Source organism: Nocardia sp. NBC_00565, from assembly GCF_036345915.1.
Classification (GTDB): domain Bacteria; phylum Actinomycetota; class Actinomycetes; order Mycobacteriales; family Mycobacteriaceae; genus Nocardia.
Genome location: NZ_CP107785.1, coordinates 7,343,688 through 7,360,549, shown reverse-complemented (window position 1 = coordinate 7,360,549; position 16,862 = coordinate 7,343,688). Strand labels below are relative to the sequence as shown.

10 protein-coding genes and 1 pseudogene are annotated in these 16,862 nt (G+C 67.3%); 7 read left to right on the top strand and 4 right to left on the bottom strand.

The genetic code is table 11. The annotated features are described in order from the left end of the window. Positions 1-355: 355 nt before the first annotated feature. Positions 356-1,981: a DUF2207 family protein gene (locus OG874_RS33950; protein ID WP_330251148.1), complete on the bottom strand. Its 1,626-nt coding sequence runs from the start codon at positions 1,979-1,981 to the stop codon at positions 356-358. 327 nt (positions 1,982-2,308) lie between these two features. Between OG874_RS33950 and OG874_RS33945 the strand changes: the two genes are divergently transcribed. Together OG874_RS33945 and OG874_RS33940 are read left to right on the top strand one after the other, a co-directional pair. Continuing rightward, the gene (locus OG874_RS33945; RefSeq protein WP_330251147.1) at positions 2,309-3,226 is read left to right on the top strand and encodes a neutral zinc metallopeptidase; all 918 of its coding nucleotides are present in this window, start codon (positions 2,309-2,311) and stop codon (positions 3,224-3,226) included. 268 nt (positions 3,227-3,494) lie between these two features. Then, positions 3,495-4,526: a neutral zinc metallopeptidase gene (locus OG874_RS33940; RefSeq protein ID WP_330251146.1), complete on the top strand. Its 1,032-nt coding sequence runs from the start codon at positions 3,495-3,497 to the stop codon at positions 4,524-4,526. Positions 4,527-4,547: 21 nt separating this feature from the next. On the opposite strand, the gene OG874_RS33935 is transcribed toward OG874_RS33940, so the two are convergent. Together OG874_RS33935 and OG874_RS33930 are read right to left on the bottom strand one after the other, a co-directional pair. Next, positions 4,548-5,843, bottom strand: coding sequence for an ammonium transporter (locus OG874_RS33935; protein ID WP_442943162.1), 1,296 nt, complete (start codon positions 5,841-5,843; stop codon positions 4,548-4,550). 133 nt (positions 5,844-5,976) lie between these two features. Beyond that, positions 5,977-6,801: a hypothetical protein gene (locus OG874_RS33930; RefSeq protein ID WP_330251145.1), complete on the bottom strand. Its 825-nt coding sequence runs from the start codon at positions 6,799-6,801 to the stop codon at positions 5,977-5,979. Between the two features lie 467 nt (positions 6,802-7,268). Here OG874_RS33930 and OG874_RS44950 point away from each other — a divergent pair. The 4 genes and pseudogenes from OG874_RS44950 to OG874_RS33910 form a co-directional block, all read left to right on the top strand. After that, positions 7,269-8,891 (top strand): annotated as a pseudogene (locus OG874_RS44950) (DNA polymerase III subunit gamma and tau); the annotation flags it as partial. A gap of 2,213 nt (positions 8,892-11,104) precedes the next feature. After that, positions 11,105-12,319 carry an acetyl-CoA C-acetyltransferase gene (locus OG874_RS33920; RefSeq protein ID WP_330251143.1) on the top strand — a complete coding sequence of 405 codons (1,215 nt, stop codon included), beginning with the start codon at positions 11,105-11,107 and terminating at the stop codon, positions 12,317-12,319. A 113-nt stretch (positions 12,320-12,432) separates the two neighbouring features. Beyond that, positions 12,433-14,583 (top strand): 3-hydroxyacyl-CoA dehydrogenase NAD-binding domain-containing protein, encoded by a 2,151-nt coding sequence (locus OG874_RS33915; protein ID WP_330251142.1) that lies wholly within the window; start codon positions 12,433-12,435, stop codon positions 14,581-14,583. Positions 14,584-14,706: 123 nt separating this feature from the next. Continuing rightward, positions 14,707-15,810, top strand: coding sequence for an esterase-like activity of phytase family protein (locus OG874_RS33910; RefSeq protein WP_330251141.1), 1,104 nt, complete (start codon positions 14,707-14,709; stop codon positions 15,808-15,810). A gap of 54 nt (positions 15,811-15,864) precedes the next feature. On the opposite strand, the gene OG874_RS33905 is transcribed toward OG874_RS33910, so the two are convergent. After that, positions 15,865-16,317 carry a MarR family winged helix-turn-helix transcriptional regulator gene (locus OG874_RS33905; RefSeq protein WP_330251140.1) on the bottom strand — a complete coding sequence of 151 codons (453 nt, stop codon included), beginning with the start codon at positions 16,315-16,317 and terminating at the stop codon, positions 15,865-15,867. A gap of 92 nt (positions 16,318-16,409) precedes the next feature. On the opposite strand from OG874_RS33905, the gene OG874_RS33900 reads away from it, so the two are divergent. After that, the gene (locus tag OG874_RS33900) at positions 16,410-16,859 is read left to right on the top strand and encodes an SgcJ/EcaC family oxidoreductase (RefSeq protein ID WP_330251139.1); all 450 of its coding nucleotides are present in this window, start codon (positions 16,410-16,412) and stop codon (positions 16,857-16,859) included. Positions 16,860-16,862 lie beyond the last annotated feature (3 nt).

Sequence of the window (16,862 nt, the reverse complement as noted above, 5' to 3'; positions counted from 1 at the left end):
GGAGTGAAAGCCAGCCGCGGTGTGCACCAGACAGTCGGGCGGTACGGCCCCTCGTCGCGCGTAAGACTCTCGTCGGTGTGCGGGCCGTCCGACGTTGTCGAAAGTGTGAGCCGGGTCCTCACTTCGGGGTGCTGTCGGTGCATCCTCCCGCACGCCGAGTCATTCTCAGACGAGTTCGCGCAGGTTGGGAGACGTGGCTCTGATCGACCTTGGGGCGGATCGGTGTTCAAACCCCTGTCCTCCGCCGGAGAATGCTTCCCACACAAGGGCTTACGCGCGGTCAGCCGCGATGACGGTGTGCGTGCGGTCAGCGCGTTGATCGAGGACGAATCAACGGTTTCGGCCGAGGTGATTCTCAGCGGCCGCCCGCGCCTGCGAACAGGCCTTCGAGGGCGGTGATGAAGTAGGGGAAGTGGCCGGCGAAGCGTTGCAGGTTGTGGTCGCGTTCGAAGGTGCCGAACCAATAGAGGCCGGGTTGGGCGTCGGCGGCGGGGTTGAGGTCGCGGAAGGCGCGGATCCAGTTGTCGGCGCGGCCGCCGATCACCATGAACGGCAGTGCCCTGGAGAAGACCAATTCCTGGTCGGCGGGCGGGATCTGGTCGCGGCTGGTCGCGTCGAGGCCGCGCTGTAGTGCGCGGATCTGGCCGACGAGGGCACGACCCTGGGCCGTGCGCACCGGCAGGAAACGCGGCAGCAGCACGGTCGCGATGCCCGCGAGCAGGATCGCGACACCGACCAGCGCGCTGCCGGAGGTGCGGGCCAGGGCGATGGTCGCCGCGATGCCGCCCACGATCAGCGCGCCGCCCAACAGGATCGGCAGGCCGATGCGGGCCCGATCGATGAAGGCGCCGCGCGCGACCGCGTCGGCGAGCATCGCGGTGCGCACCGGCTGGGACTGTATGCGGCCCGGCGCGCGCAGCTCGGTCACGGACACCGTATCGGTGCCATCGGGCAGCAGCACCCGGTAGACCGCCTTCTCATAATCGCGCAGCTGGTCGTCGGGTGCGTTGACCCGGTCGATGCGCCAGTCGCTGTCGCTGATGGGCGTGATCCAGATGTACCGGCGCACAGCGAGATCGATCACCGTCGCCGCGATATCGCCCGGATCGACATGTTCGTCGAGCAGCACGCCCGCCTCGCCGGGCAGGATGCCGTCGGGGGAGGTGAACTGGACCTGGTTGCCGTCGCGCAGCAGCGGGTCGATCGTCTCGGATCCGGCTGTGGCGGCGGCATTCTCGCGCCGGGCCCGCAGCACATATGCCGCCATCGCGGCCAAGGCGAGCAACAGAACGCCGAGCGCGACCGCCACCGGAGTGGTGAAGGAGAAGGCGCTCTCTTCGTTGCCGTCGCGGATATCGGCGTTAGCTGGCACGGTGCCGGGCGGTAGCTGCAGGGTCAGGTCGATATTGTCGCCCTTGCGCAGGTCGGTCTGCTGCCAGTAGAGCACCCCGTCCGCCTCGATCTGCAGATTCGAGCACTGCCGCAGATTGCCGGGCGGACCGAGTTTGCAGTCCACCACGCCCATTTCGTAGCTCGGGCTGATCAGCGAGGCGTCGATCGAGGCGACATCGGCGTTGATCGTGCCGAGCCAGCGGAAGGTCTGGGTGCCCGGCGCATCGCTGACCGTGTTGTGGATGGCGTAGGTAAAGGTCGATTCGCCCGGCTTGGCATCGATGGTGAACAGATCGTTCGCGACCGTCGCCGTGCCCGCGCCCTTGGTATCGACATCGGTGACATTGAAGACGCGTTCGACGTCCTCGCCGATCTTCAGCCGCAGCGGCAGCGTCATCTTGAACGAGCTGTCGGCGGGCACGACCACCTTCTCGGTGACCTCGAGCACACCTTCTCGGCTGAGTTTCAGATCGGCGACGATATTCACGCCATCGGTTGCGGGCTCCGTGTGGGCAACCGGCGCGGCGACCAGCATGCCCGCGGTGGCGAGAAGCAGCGCACCCGCGGCGCCCCCCCGAAAAGTCAGCATGGCTGCCTACTCTAGACAAGTTGCTATTCTGCGTCAGCGGCCAATGGCGATCATGAGACGAGGGGGTACGGGGGCGTGACACAACCACCGTACGGTTACGGACCGGTTCCGCCTGGTGGGCAACCGGTTCCGCCGCGTCCTGGGCACAGCTCGCCCTATGGGCACCCGGGGTATCGGCCCGCGCCCGGTCAGCCTGGCTATGGCCAGCAGCCGGGTTATGGCCAGCCACCCGCTTACGGTCAGCAGCCGGGTTATGGTCCGCCGCCGGGTTACGGCCGGCCCGGTTATCCCGCGCCCGGTTACGGCCCGCCCGGACAGCGCGCGCCGATGCCGCCTCCGATGCCCTACGGCCCGCCCGGACGTCCACCGCAACAGCGCAAGCGCGGCGGTGGCTGGGTGGCGGTGCTGTTGATCGTCGTCTTCGTGGTGGCGGGCGGGCTGGTGCGCAACGCGATCTCACACGGCAGGCTCAGCAGCACCGCATCGGGTCCCGGCCCGAGCCTGACCTACACACCCGATTCGAGCGGCGGGGTATCGGAGACCGGCACCAACCCGCTGCTGACCGATCCGAATACGACCCTGATTCCGGCCAAATGCGGTTACGCCCCGTGGGGGACCCAGGTGGACACCGCACGCAAATTCTTCGAGACGGCCGCGGGCTGCCTGGAGGCGGCGTGGAAACCCGTACTGGCGCAGAAGAAGCTGCCGTTCCAGTCGCCGACGCTGAATGTCAGCGCGACCACCGACGGCATCACCACGCCGTGCACCGGCTCCACGAGCAATTTCGCCGCGTTCTACTGCCCGGCGAACAAGACGATCTACATGCCGCTCAGCCAGCTGCAGACCGATCTGTTCAAGGACAACTGGATCGTCTACCTGTCGGTCTTCGCGCACGAGTACGGCCATCATGTCCAAGCGATGGCAGGGATCCTGCGCAAGGCCAACAGCGATCGCGTCGACGCGGGTGTGCGCAGTGAGAAGGGGCTCGAGCTGTCACGCCGAATCGAGTTGCAGGCCAACTGCTTCGACGGGATGTACCTCGGCTCTTCCGCCAACGGTGGTTCGCTGAGCACCTCGCAGATCACCCTCGCCCGGCGCGATGCGCACGGCCGCGGCGACCAGCGCGGCGATATGCGCGATCACGGGACCACGGCGAACGGTGGGGCATGGTTCGAGATCGGCGTCGACAAAGACCGTGCGGCACAGTGCAATACGTTCACCGCGTCGGCCAGTTCGGTTGCGTAGCTGAATGACGCAGCCGCCCTACGGCTATGGTCCGCCGCCGGGATCTCAGCCGCCGCCCGGACATCAACAGCCGGGATATCAACCACAGCCCGGATCCCAGCCTGTTCACGCCTACGGTCCGCAGCCCGGATATCAACCGCCGCCGGGATCCCAGCCGCCGCCCGGATATCAGCAGCAACCAGGCTATCCGCCGGGATACGTTCCACCGCAGGGATATCCGCAAGGCTACGGTCAGCGCCCGACGTACGCGGCACCGTACGGTCCACCGATGCCGTACCGGCGGCCAGGTTATCCGCCGCGCCCGTACCCGCCGCGGCGAAGATCCGGTGCGTGGCTCAGCGCGCTGTTCGGGGTGCTGACGATCGTCGTCTTGGTTGTCGGACTGTTCATCGCATCATCGATTTCGGCCGCCAATGCGAGAAATAAGCACCGCCCGTCGGCATATGTCCCGCCGACGCCGAGCTACACCTACGCACCGCCGACCTCCTCGACGCCGACCTTCACGACGCGCCCCGCGGCGGCCGCGACCACAACCCGCGCCGCCGCGCCGACCACGACGAAACCCGCTGGGCCGCAACCGGTTGCGAAAACCGGTGATAACCCGTTGTTCGGTGACAGCGAGTCGGGCGTGCACAACGCCGAATGTGGTTATCCGGCCTGGGCCGCGACGGTCGACGCGGCCACCAGGTTCTTCGAGGCCGCCGCCGCATGTCTGGACAAGAAGTGGCGGCCCGTCCTGCAGGGCGCGAACCTGCCGTACTCCAGCCCGAAGGTGAGCGTGCCGGCTCGAGGAGCGGACGCGGGCTCACCGTGCGGCTCATCCGGCGGCAATTACGCGGCGTTCTATTGCTCGGCGAATCACACGATCTATATGCCACTGGACACGATCCAGGTCGAGCAGTACGGCAACGACGTGGTGATCTACCTGACGGTTTTCGCACACGAATACGGCCATCATGTGCAGGCGATCTCCGGCATCATGCAGGCGATGAGCAGCCAGCGTTCGGAGGCGGAGGCGGGGGCGCGAAGCGCGCAGGGCCTGGAGCTGTCGCGCCGCCTGGAGTTGGAGGCGCAGTGCTTCGCCGGAATGTACGTCGGTACGTCGGTAGTCGACGGTGTCTTCGATAACGTGCAGCAGAACCGCACCACTCGGGATCAATACGGGCGTGGCGACCGCTCCGGTGACGCGCATGATCACGGCAGCACACAGCACTACGGCTCGTGGTTCGAACAAGGCCAGAACTACAACCGGACCTACCAGTGCAACACCTGGAAAATGTCCGCGGATCAGGTGTCCTAGCAGGCGCTTTCGCCCGACCGCTCAGTGCTTTCCGCCGCCCGGCTGCCCGAAGTGGCCCTCCCCGAAGCGGCGCGGCGAATGTCCGTGCACGCCTTCGGCATATGCGGTCTCGGCATGCAGCGCGAAGTCGATACCAGCGGTTTCGTCTTCCTTGCTGACCCGGAATCCGAGGAACCGGTCGATGCCCTTGCCGAGCACGAAAGTGACACCGAACGCGTAGGCCGCCACCACCAGCACACCGACCAGCTGCTTGCCCAACTGCGCCAGTCCGCCGCCGTAGAACAGACCCTCGACGCCGCCGGTCATCACCTGGTTGGCCAGCAGGCCGATCAGCAGCGTGCCGATGATGCCGCCGACGAAGTGCACGCCGACCACGTCGAGCGAATCGTCATAGCCCGCCTTGAATTTCCAGCCCACCGCGAACGAACACACCACACCGGCCGTCAGGCCCACGATGAGTGCGCCGAGTGTATTCACCGAACCGCACGACGGGGTGATCGCGACCAGACCGGCCACCACACCGGAGGCCGCGCCGAAGGTAGTCGGGCGACCGTCGCGGATCTGCTCCACCGCGAGCCAGCCGAGCATGCCGAGGCAGCCCGCCACCAGCGTGTTCAGGAACACCGCCGCCGCGACGCCATTCGCGGACAGCGCGGATCCGGCATTGAAACCGAACCAGCCGAACCACAGCAGACCGGCCCCGAGCAGCACGAACGGCAGGTTGTGCGGACGCATCGCGTCGGTCTTGAAGTCGATGCGCGGGCCGAGTACGAGCGCCAGCGCCAGCGCGGACGCACCGGAGGCGATCTCCACGACCAGCCCGCCGGCGTAGTCGAGCGCGCCGAAGGAGGCCAGCCAGCCGTCCGGACCCCACACCCAGTGCGCGATCGGCACGTACACCACCAGCGCCCACAGCGGGACGAAGACCATCCAGCCGGAGAACTTGGCGCGGTCCGCGATCGCACCGCTGACCAGCGCCGCGGTGAGGATCGCGAAGGTCAGCTGGAAGGTGGCGTACAGCAGCTCCGGCACGGTCCCGTGCACAGTGTTCGGATCGATGCCCGCCATGCCGAAGTGGTCCAGGTTGCCGATCAGGCCGCCGCCCGCGTCCGCGCCGAAGGCCAGGCTGTAGCCCGCCAGCAACCAGACGACGGTTACCAGCGGGATGGCGATGAAGTTCATCATCAGCATGTTGAGTACGCCGGTCGAGCGCACCATCCCGCCGTAGAAAATGGCCAGTGCCGGTGTCATCAGCAGCACCAGGGCCGTGCTGATGAGCAGCCAGGCGGTGGCCGCGGGATCGATGGTTGAGGACACGGGGTAACTCCTTCCACGCGTACATGCGTTGCGAAGAAGTTACCGAATGCTCACCGTCGACCTCGACACCGCGGGGTAAATCGGCCCAGACAGTGCGGGTCCAACAGTCCGACCCATCCGTCCGGATCAGATGTCAGCGTCGCGACTTCTTGGCCAACGCCCGCAGGCCGCGACGCCCAGGCACCGGGAGGTCGTCGCGGGCGGCCATCCATTCGGCGGTGGTGAGCCACCGCTGCTGGATGCGCGCGTCGGCGGTGTCGTGGAAGATCCGGCGGCCGCGGTCGTCGCGCAGGTCGTGGGCCAGGGTGGACCAGCGCGGCGGCCGGTCGTACTCGGTCAGGTAGTCGTCGAGGTAGGTCGCGACGATCGTGCCGATGGTGTTGATCGGTCGCAGCGAGACCCGGTTGCCGTATTTGGCGGAGTGGAAACGCCGTGCGCCACAAAGAGATCCGGGGTTGGCGTTGGAGGCGATCCAACCGGCCCGCTGCGCGCGCTCGATCAACCACAGGTGTTTCACCGCGGTCGGCGCGATATCGCCGATCCGGTCCCGGATCAGCGCCATCACCGGCTCGGACTGCAGCACATCGCGCCGGGTGGGGCCGGTGCCGTGTGCGGTCCAGTGATCTTCGGCCAGGCAGGCCAGCACCCGGCCGAAGTCATCGATGCTGCGCTGGGCCCGGCGGCCGAGGCGTTCGATGCGCTCGGCCTCGCGGCGCATCTCGTTCTGCGCGGTGAGGGTTCGGATCGCCGCCATGGTCGGCACCTGGCCGCGCTCCAGTAGTTCGAGGATGGCGGTGGCAGTGGTGGGATCGGCGGCGGCGGCCACCGGGAGGGAATCGCGTTTGATCGCGAATTCCTCAGGGCTGATCGCCCGGCTGAGCAGGTCGACGGCGGCATGGTCGTCGGCGAAGCTGGTGCTCGAAAGCCAGGCGGCGGCGATGTCGTCACACGACGGCACGGTGGAAATTTCCTCCGGTGGGAGCGGTGCGAGTTCGGCAATAGCGCCGTGAATCTTTGGATATCAGGTTGTGCCCCGGTCGGGATGAGGGACCGGCCGGGGCCACCAACCTGATGAAGGTTTGGCTACCGAAGTTGCCGATAACCACGGTAGCCAGGCGATTGCATCGCTGTCATCCTCGGTGACGGATTCGTTATGTCTGCAAACGGGCCCCGAACCAGGGCGCGAGTTCAACTAATCGACGACAAGGGCACTGGACGGGCGCCATAATTCCCTGTTCGTCCGTTCTTGATCTTGGATTGCTCCCGCGTTGCCGCCTTCGCCGCTGATCAGTGGGGGCTAACAAAGGTTTGAGCATCTTGTGATCTGCATCACATTGCTGGCGCGAATCGCCCGGCATCACGCCGCGCCCGGCCTGTCGGTCGGCGGGAATGGGCAATGTCGGTGGGCGCCGGTAACCTCTGGCCGTGGCTCTGTACCGGAAGTACCGACCGGCAACGTTCGCTGAAGTGGTGGGTCAGGAGCACGTCACCGACCCGCTGAGTGTCGCGCTCGACACTGGTCGCATCAGTCATGCCTACCTGTTCTCCGGTCCTCGGGGCTGCGGCAAGACATCCTCGGCGCGCATCCTCGCGCGCTCGCTGAACTGCGTGCAGGGCCCGACCTCGACACCGTGCGGAATCTGCTCGTCCTGTGTGGCGCTCGGTCCCGGCGGGCCGGGCAATCTCGATGTGACCGAGTTGGACGCCGCGAGTCACGGTGGTGTCGACGACACTCGTGAGCTGCGCGACCGGGCGTTCTACGCGCCGGCGGAGTCCAGGTACCGAGTGTTCATCATCGACGAGGCGCATATGGTCACCACGGCGGGCTTCAATGCGCTGCTCAAGATCGTCGAGGAGCCACCGGCCCACCTGATCTTCATCTTCGCCACCACCGAGCCGGACAAGGTGCTACCCACCATCCGCTCGCGCACGCACCACTACCCGTTCCGGCTGCTGCCGCCCGCGACCATGCGCGGACTGCTCGGCAAGATCTGTGAGCAGGAGCAGGTGCCGGTCGAGGAAGCGGTGTACCCGTTGGTGATTCGCGCGGGCGGCGGTTCGCCTCGCGACAGCCTCAGCGTGCTCGACCAACTGCTGGCGGGTGCGGGCCCCGAGGGCGTCACCTACTCGCGCGCGGTGTCGCTGCTCGGCGTCACCGATGTCGCGCTGATCGACGATGCGATCGACGCGCTGGCCGCCAGCGACGGCGCCGCCCTCTTCGGCACTATCGATCGAGTCATGGAGGCGGGCCACGACCCGCGCCGCTTCGCGGTCGACCTGCTCGAGCGCCTGCGCGACCTGATCCTGCTGCGCGCGGTCCCCGACGCCGCCGATCGCGGCCTGGTCTCCGGTCCGGGCGACGTCCTGGACCGCATGCGCGAACAGGCCGAACGCACCGGCCCGGCCACGCTGGCCCGGCACGCCGAGCTGCTGCACGAGGGGCTGGGCGAAATGCGCGGCGCCACCGCCCCGCGCCTCCTGCTCGAAATCGTCTGTGCCCGTATGCTGCTGCCCTCGGTCTCCGACGCCGAATCGGCCACACTGCAACGCCTGGAGCGCCTCGAACGCGGCATCGCCACCGGTGCGATCGCCCCGGCCAGTGCCGCCGCGCCTGCTCCGTCCGCCTCCGCACCGACCGCGGACCCAACCCAGTCCGCACCGGCACCGGCCCACGGGTCCAACGAGCCGCAGCGCCGCCGCGGCGCGGAGCTGCTCGCCGCCGCGCGGCGTGAGAAGGGCGTAGGCCGCGAGGGTGGAGGCCCCGAAGGTGCTACCGGGCAGCCCGGATCTTCCGCGCAGCGCCCGGAGCCCGCCCCTTCCGCGTCGAGCACAACTCCTGCGCCGAGCCGCGCCTCCACGAAGAATCCGGCTTCCACGCAGATTCCGGCTCCCGTGCAGAACTCGGCTCCCGTGCAGAACTCGGCTCCCGTGCAGAACTCGGCTCCCGTGCAGAATCCGGCTCCCGCGGAGAACTCGGCTCCCGTGCAGAACTTGGCTTCCGTGCAGAACTCGGCTCCCGTGCAGAACTCGGCTCCCGTGCAGAATCCGGCTCCCGCGGAGAACTCGGCTCCCGTGCAGAACTCGGCTCCCGTGCAGAACTCGGCTCCCGTGCAGAATCCGGCTCCCGCGGAGAACTCGGCTCCCGTGCAGAATCCGGCTCCCGTGCAGAACCCGGCTCCCGTGCAGAATCCGGCTCCCGCGGAGAACTCGGCTCCCGTGCAGAATCCGGCTCCCGTGCAGAACCCGGCTCCCGTGCAGAACCCGGCCTCCGCGCAGAACCCCGCGTCCGCGCTGAATCCGGCCTCCGCGCAGAACCCCGCGTCCGCGCTGAATCCGGCGTCTGCGCAAAGCCCGGCACCCGGGCAGAGCCTCCCCGCGGAACGCGCGATGGCCGCCGAACAGCACGCGACCGCTGCACGCGATGCCGGCGCCGAGGCACCGGTCGGCGGGCAGGCCGCGGAGCAGGCAGCCGCTGGGCCGGGTCCATCCGGACAGAATTCGGCGGCAGGCCGCGACGCAACCGCTGAGGAGAATCCGGTTAGCGGCCAACAGGGAAATCCGGTTGGCAGCTCCAATGCAACAGTGGGGGAGGGTTTGCCCGCTGCGCCCAGCCGGAATCCAGCCGGTGCGCAAGATGCTTCGGGTGTGCACAGCCCAGCCCGGCAGGCCGTGGCTGGTGGGCATGACGCGGTCGCTGAGATGAGCTCGGTTGGTGGGGCGAACGCGGCCACTGGGCCGGGTTCGGTTCACGGGCAGAACCCGGTGGGCGGGCATAACGTGGCAGAAGAGCGCAACCTGACTGCCGAGGGTGCGCCCGCAGGTGCTGATGCATCCGATGTCGGGCAGGGATTCGCTTTTGTGCCAGGGGGCGCTGCGCCGGAGCAGGGTGCTGGTCAGGGCGGCATTGCGCGTCAGGGCGCGGCCGTGGACGAGGGTTCGGCCGCTCGGCAGGTCGCAGCGACTGCGGAGCAAGCGGGTGTCGATACCTCGGCCGGGGCCGGTACCGCACCGGCTGGTGCTGGCACGCCGGACACTACCGCCGGGCCCTCGGTGGTCGAGTCCGCCGATCGAGGCGGTCTGACCGGTCGCGGTGCGGTGGATGGTCTTGCCAGGTCGGGTGGATCCGCGGGCTCGTTGCCTGCTGGATCAGTGGAATCCGAAGCAGCGCAATCGCTCTCCGAAGGTCCGGATTCGGCCGGGTCCGCTGGTGCTGTTCCGGATGCGGATTTGCTGCGGGCCGTTGAGGGGGCGTGGGCGGATATTCGGGCGAAGGTTCGGGAGTTCGGGCCTACGGTGCAGGCGTTGTTGTCCGGGGCCACGGTGTCGCGGATCGACGGGGATGTGATCGTTTTCGCGCATCAGCACGCGCCGTTGGCGCAGCGGTTGTCGGATCCGCGGAATCTGGAGGCAGTGCGATCGGCAGTGCGCGCGGTGCTCGGTAGCGATCACCCGGTGCGCTGGGAGGCCGGTGGCGCCACGCCCCGGCCCGCCGCGACCGCGCCGAAGGCGGGTGGCCGGGGACGGGGTGCGGCCGGACAGCAGGCCGGAAACGCGCCGGGACGTGAATCCGGCAATACGGCCGGGCGCGGTTCGGATGCGCCCGCGCCGCCGCGCTTCTCGCGGCCGAGTCAGGCCAGGGCCGCGGCGTCCGATACCGCGACGGGCGGCGGTCAGCGGCCCACGGCGAATTCGGATGCGCGCCAATTCCGTCCGGACGACGACATTCCGCCGCCCGACTTCCCGGATCTACCGGATGACCCCGGACCGGTCGACTACGCGCCGACCGACGGTGTCCCGCCGCCCTCCACGCCGGAGGAGGAACAGGAGATGCTGGCCGAGTCGCAGACCCCGGTGGCGCCGGGGGATCGGCGCGACCCGGACGAGGTCGCCCTCGAACTGCTGAAAAGTGAGCTGGGTGCCACACGGCTGGACGGTTGACAACCATCGTTCAGACGACGTTAAGTTAACCGGAGTTCGCACACGACGGTAGTATGAACGGGTGGTCGCGAGCTCCGGCGTCGCAAGGTTCTATGGTATGCGCAGGCATACGGCTCTGCGGAACCCGTCATCGCCGCTGCTTGTCGACTTTTGTACAGCGTCAGGACGACCGGTCTCCGGGCCGGTCGGCGAGGTCACTCGCGGCTGCGCCGCATACGCGGTGTCGCTGCATAACGCGCTCGAACGGTGACGTTCGGACGCCGCATAGAGCGTGGACGGACGAAGGTTCGGCCGCCGCACCCTAAGGAAGGAAACACTCCGATATGACCACAGAGGCCTACATTTACGAGGCCATCCGCACTCCACGTGGCCGCGGCAAGAAGAACGGTTCGCTGCACTCGGTGAAGCCGATCGATCTGACTGTTGGTCTGATCCAGGAGCTGCGCGTTCGCTTCCCCGACCTCGATGAGGACCGGATCTCCGACCTCATCCTCGGTGTCGTCGCACCCGTGGGCGATCAGGGCGCCGATATCGCCCGCACCGCGGTAACCGTGGCCGGCCTGCCCGATACCGTCGGCGGCTTCCAGCTCAACCGCTTCTGCGCCTCCGGCCTCGAGGCCGTGAACCTGGCCGCGCAGAAGGTCCGTTCGGGCTTCGACGACCTGGTCATCGCCGGTGGCGTGGAGTCCATGTCCCGGGTGCCGATGGGCTCCGACGGTGGCGCCTGGGCCCTGGACCCGGCCACCAACTACGACACCTACTTCGTGCCGCAGGGTGTTTCCGCCGACCTGATCGCCACCATCGAGGGCTTCAGCCGCGATGACGTCGACGCCTACGCCGTGCGCTCGCAGGAACTCGCCGACAAGGCGTGGACCGGCGGCTACTTCACCAAGTCGGTCGTTCCGGTCAAGGACCAGAACGGCATCATCGTGCTCGACAACGACGAGCACCGCCGCCCGGGCACCACCTCGGAGGACCTGGCCAAGCTGAACCCGTCCTTCGCCGTGGTCGGCGAGATGGGCGGCTTCGACGCCGTCGCGCTGCAGAAGTACTACTTCGTCGAGAAGATCAACCACGTCCACCACGGCGGCAACAGCTCGGGCATCGTCGACGGCGCCGCGCTGGTCCTGGTCGGTACGGAAGAGGCGGGCAAGGCCTCGGGCCTGACCCCGCGCGCCCGCGTCGTCGCCACCGCCACCAGCGGCGCCGACTCCACCATCATGCTCACCGGCCCGACTCCGGCCGCGAAGAAGGCGCTGGCCAAGGCCGGTCTGTCGATCGATGACATCGACCTGGTCGAGATCAACGAGGCGTTCGCCTCCGTGGTGCTGAAGTTCCAGAAGGACCTGCAGGTTCCGGACGAGAAGCTGAACGTCAACGGCGGCGCCATCGCGATGGGCCACCCGCTCGGCGCCACCGGCGCGATGATCACCGGCACCATGGTCGACGAGCTGGAGCGCCGCAACGGCCGCTACGCGCTGATCACCCTCTGCATCGGTGGCGGTATGGGCGTTGCCACCATCATCGAGCGCGTCTAATCCCAACCGACAGCTGAGAATTCGCGCGGCATGAGCGTCAGGCCCGGAGGAGGCAGCTTGCGTAACCACGCAGGGCCCGCGAATGCCGCAATCAAGCAAGGAGACACAGAGCTGTGAGTGACACCAACATGATCGGTTGGGAGCAGGATTCGGACGGCATCGTCGTTTTGACGATGGACGACCCGAACCAGGGCGCCAACACGATGAACGAGCTGTACAAGACGTCCATGACCGCGACCGTCGAGCGGCTCGAGGCCGAGAAGGACAGCATCACCGGCGTGGTGCTGACCTCGGCGAAGAAGACCTTCTTCGCGGGCGGCGACCTGAAGAACATGATCAAGGTCGGCCCGGAAGACGGCCAGGCCCTCATGGAGGAGCTCGACACCATCAAGTCGGCGCTGCGCCGGCTGGAGACCCTCGGCAAGCCGGTCGTCTCCGCGATCAACGGCGCCGCGCTCGGCGGCGGCCTGGAGATCACCCTCGCGACCCACTACCGCATCGCCGCGGACGTGCCGGGCGTGCAGCTCGGCCTGCCCGAGGCAACCCTGGGCCTGCTCCCCGCCGGTGGCGGTGTCATCCGCACCGTGCGCATGTTCGGCCTGCAGGGCGCGCTGATGCAGTTCCTGTTGCAGGGCAACAAGTACCGGCCGGGCAAGGCCAAGGAGATCGGCCTGATCAACGAGGTCGTCGGCTCGATCGAGGAGCTGGTGCCCGCCGCCAAGGCGTGGATCAAGGCCAACCCCGAGGGTGGCGTGCAGCCGTGGGACAAGAAGGGCTTCAAGATCCCGGGCGGCACCCCCGCCAGCCCGGCCTTCGCGGCGAACCTGCCCGCGTTCCCGGCCAACCTGCGTAAGCAGCTCAAGGGCACCAACATGCCGGCACCGCGGGCGATCATGTCCGCTGCGGTCGAGGGCTCGCAGGTCGATATCGACAACGCCTCGCTGATCGAGTCGCGCTACTTCGTCTCGCTGCTGACCGGCCCGGTCGCGAAGAACATGATCCAGGCGTTCTTCTTCGACCTGCAGTCGATCAACAACGGCGGTTCGCGGCCCAAGGATGTCCCGAAGAAGGAGATCCGCAAGGTCGGCGTGCTCGGCGCGGGCATGATGGGCGCGGGCATCGCCTACGTCTCCGCGAAGGCGGGCTACGAGGTCGTGCTGAAGGACGTCACCATCGAGGCGGCCGAGCGCGGCAAGAACTACTCCGAGAAGATCGAGGCCAAGGCCCTTTCCCGCGGTAAGACCACCGAGGAGAAGTCCAAGGCGCTGCTGGACCGGATCAAGCCGTCCGCGGATGCGGCCGACTTCGCCGGTGTCGACTTCGTCATCGAGGCCGTCTTCGAGAACACCGAGCTCAAGCACAAGGTGTTCCAGGAGATCGAGGACATCGTCACCCCCGATGCGCTGCTGGGCTCCAACACCTCCACGCTGCCGATCACCGGTCTCGCGACCGGCGTGCAGCGCCAGGAGGACTTCATCGGTATCCACTTCTTCTCGCCGGTCGACAAGATGCCGCTGGTGGAGATCATCAAGGGTGAGAAGACCTCCGACGAGGCGCTGGCCCGGGTGTTCGACTACACCCTCGCCATCAAGAAGACCCCGATCGTGGTCAACGACAGCCGTGGCTTCTTCACCTCGCGCGTGATCGGCACCTTCGTCAACGAGGCGATCGCCATGCTCAACGAGGGCATCGAGCCCGCGACCATCGAGCAGGCCGGTCTGCAGGCGGGCTACCCGGCCGCGCCGTTGCAGCTGTCGGATGAGCTGAACCTGACGCTGATGCAGAAGATCGCCAAGGAGACCCTCGAGGCCGCGCAGCAGGGCGACGCCACCCTGGGCGTCAAGCGCCACCCGGCGCAGGACGTCATCGACTACCTGGTCGAGCAGGGTCGCCCGGGTCGCCTGGGCAAGGCCGGGTTCTACGAGTACGACGAGGACGGCAAGCGCCTCGGCCTGTGGGCGGGTCTGCGCGAGCACTTCAAGACCACCGCCGGTTTCGGTGTGCCGCTGCAGGATCTGATCGACCGCATGTTGTTCATCGAGGCCATCGAGACCCAGAAGTGTTTCGACGAGGGTGTGCTGATCACCACCGCCGACGCCAATATCGGCTCGATCTTCGGCATCGGCTTCCCGGCCTGGACCGGTGGTGTGCACCAGTTCATCGTCGGTTACCCGGGTGGGCAGGCGGCCTTCGTGGAGCGCGCCGACTATCTCGCCAAGACCTACGGCGAGCGCTTCGAGGTGCCGGCCTCGCTGCGCAAGTAGTCCCGCCGTAATCGGCAGAGCCCGTCACCGCATGTCGCGGTGGCGGGCTTTCGCCGTTTTCCGGGGCGCGATTTCGAGCGCAGTTAACCTCGTCGATCGACCAGGTCGTTACGGTGGGCAACCGTGGTTAGACGTAGACGAACCCTGCTCGTCGCGACCCTCGCCGTCGCGTGCGCCGTCGCCCCGGTCGCGCAGGCGGCACCCGAGCCGAGCGCGGCCGCGCCGGTGCGCCTGCTCGGCGCGCAGATCATTCCGCACGATCTGGATTTTCTCGGCACCACTGTCGGCGGCCTGTCGGGCATCGACTTTCAGCCCCGGACCGGCGAATACGTCCTGATCAGCGACGACCGCTCGGAGAGGAACCCGGCGCGCTTCTATACCGCCCGCTTCGGTGTCGATGAAAACGGTATGGGCCCAGTGGCTTTCACCGGAACCAGTCCGCTGCGCACCGCGGACGGTGCCCGCTACGACCCGAAATCGCTCGACCCCGAGGAGATTCGGGTCGACCCGTGGACCGGTGACTACTACTGGACCCAGGAGGGTGAGCGCACCGACACCGTGCGCACCGACCCCGCTGTTCGGGTCACCCATCCAGACGGCACCTTCGCGGCCGAACTGCCGATCCCGGAGAACGAGAAGATGCGGCCGGCGACTGGTCCGCGCCAGAATCTCGCGCTGGAGGGCGCGACGTTCGCGGCGGGTGGCGCGTTATTCGTGACCTCCGTCGAGGGCCCGCTGCTGCCGGACGGTCCCGTCGCTACCGTGAAAAGCGGTGCCACCTCCCGCATTACGGTTCAAGCGCGGTTCGGTCCGCTGCTGGCTCAGTATGCGTACCCGATGGAGCCGGTATTCGCTGAGTCGCGGCCCGATCCTGGTCAGGGCATGAACGGCATCGCCTCGATCTTGGCGGCCGACCCACTCGATCCCACGAAATTCCTTGTCCTGGAACGATCTTTCGTGCTCGGCGTCGGCAATAAGATCCGGATCTACGAGATCGACACCAATGGCGCGACCAACATTCTGGACGCCCCGCTCGGCAATGCCCGACCGGTCGCCAAGCGCCTGCTGGTCGATCTCGCCGATATCGGACTGGATCCCGTCGACAACATCGAGGGGATGACCTGGGGGCCGCGTCTGCCCTCGGGCGAGCGGACCCTCGTGCTGGTCAGTGACAACAACTTCGCGGACCAGCAGCTCACCCAGCTCGTCGCACTGGCTGTCCGATAGATGGCTTCAAGATGGAGCCCGCCAACGCATTTCGCGATGGCGGGCTTAGTTCCGTCAGCTGGAGCGCAGGTCCTCGGCGGCCTCGTGGTACGCGTCGGTGGCGCGGGTGAAGTAGTCGAAGAGGACTTCGCGTTGCTCGGGTGAATAGCCGGCGATGATTTCGCCGATGCGGCGGCGGGCGGGGGCCAGGATTTCGTCGAGATCGGCTGGCTTGCCGATCAATTCGACGATGACCTTGCGACGGTCGCCGGGGACCGGCACGCGGCGTACGTAGCCCGCGTCTTCGAGGCGGTCGATGAGTCGGGTGGTGGGGCCGGTGGTCAGTCCGCTGCGGGTGCCCAGTTCGCCGGGGGTCATGGCCCCGTTGAGCTCCAGGATGTTCAGCGCGTAGAGGTCCGTCGCGCCCAGATCGACGGCTCGGGCCCCGGCCTGTCCGTGCAGCATCACCGCGCTCAGATAACGGCGATAGATCTCGCTCGCGTCCGGGCGCGTCGACGGTGTTGACACGGATACCTCCATCTTCTAATCTCTTCTTTAACGAAGAGACTTCTTGAATGAAGAAAGATCTCTCAAGAAGAAATCTAACATGGAGGACCGCTATGAACACCACCGAGGCCAAGGAAATCCACGGTGTGCTCGCGGAACTGATCGAGGCATGGGGCCGCGGCGATGCCGACGCCTACGGCGCGGTATTCACCGAAGATGCCACCTACACAAGCTTTCTCGGCACGCTCTACCGCGGCCGCGCCGACATCGTCACCTCGCACCGGGCCCTGTTCGGCGGCGTACTGAAGGGCACCCGGCTGGCCGACGATATCGTCGACCTCCGCTTCTACGGTCCGGACACCGCTGTGGTCAACAGCCACGGCGACACCTACAAGGGCAAGTCCAAGCGCGCCGACCAACTCACGAAAACCCAGACCTACACCCTGGTCCGCCGCGAGGGCCACTGGCTGATCGCCGCCTTTCAGAACACCAAGCGCAACCGGCTCATGGAGCGCATCACCTACCTGTCCGCTCCTGAAGCCCGCCCCGCCGCCGAGCGCTGACCG

What these genes read in the sequence shown, in the direction of transcription:
- OG874_RS33950 (WP_330251148.1), bottom strand. Translation starts at nt 1,981, where the DNA reads ATGCTGACTTTTCGGGGGGGCGCCGCGGGTGCGCTGCTTCTCGCCACC.
- OG874_RS33945 (WP_330251147.1), top strand. Translation starts at nt 2,309, where the DNA reads ATGCCGCCTCCGATGCCCTACGGCCCGCCCGGACGTCCACCGCAACAG.
- OG874_RS33940 (WP_330251146.1), top strand. Translation starts at nt 3,495, where the DNA reads ATGCCGTACCGGCGGCCAGGTTATCCGCCGCGCCCGTACCCGCCGCGG.
- OG874_RS33920 (WP_330251143.1), top strand. Translation starts at nt 11,105, where the DNA reads ATGACCACAGAGGCCTACATTTACGAGGCCATCCGCACTCCACGTGGC.
- OG874_RS33900 (WP_330251139.1), top strand. Translation starts at nt 16,410, where the DNA reads ATGAACACCACCGAGGCCAAGGAAATCCACGGTGTGCTCGCGGAACTG.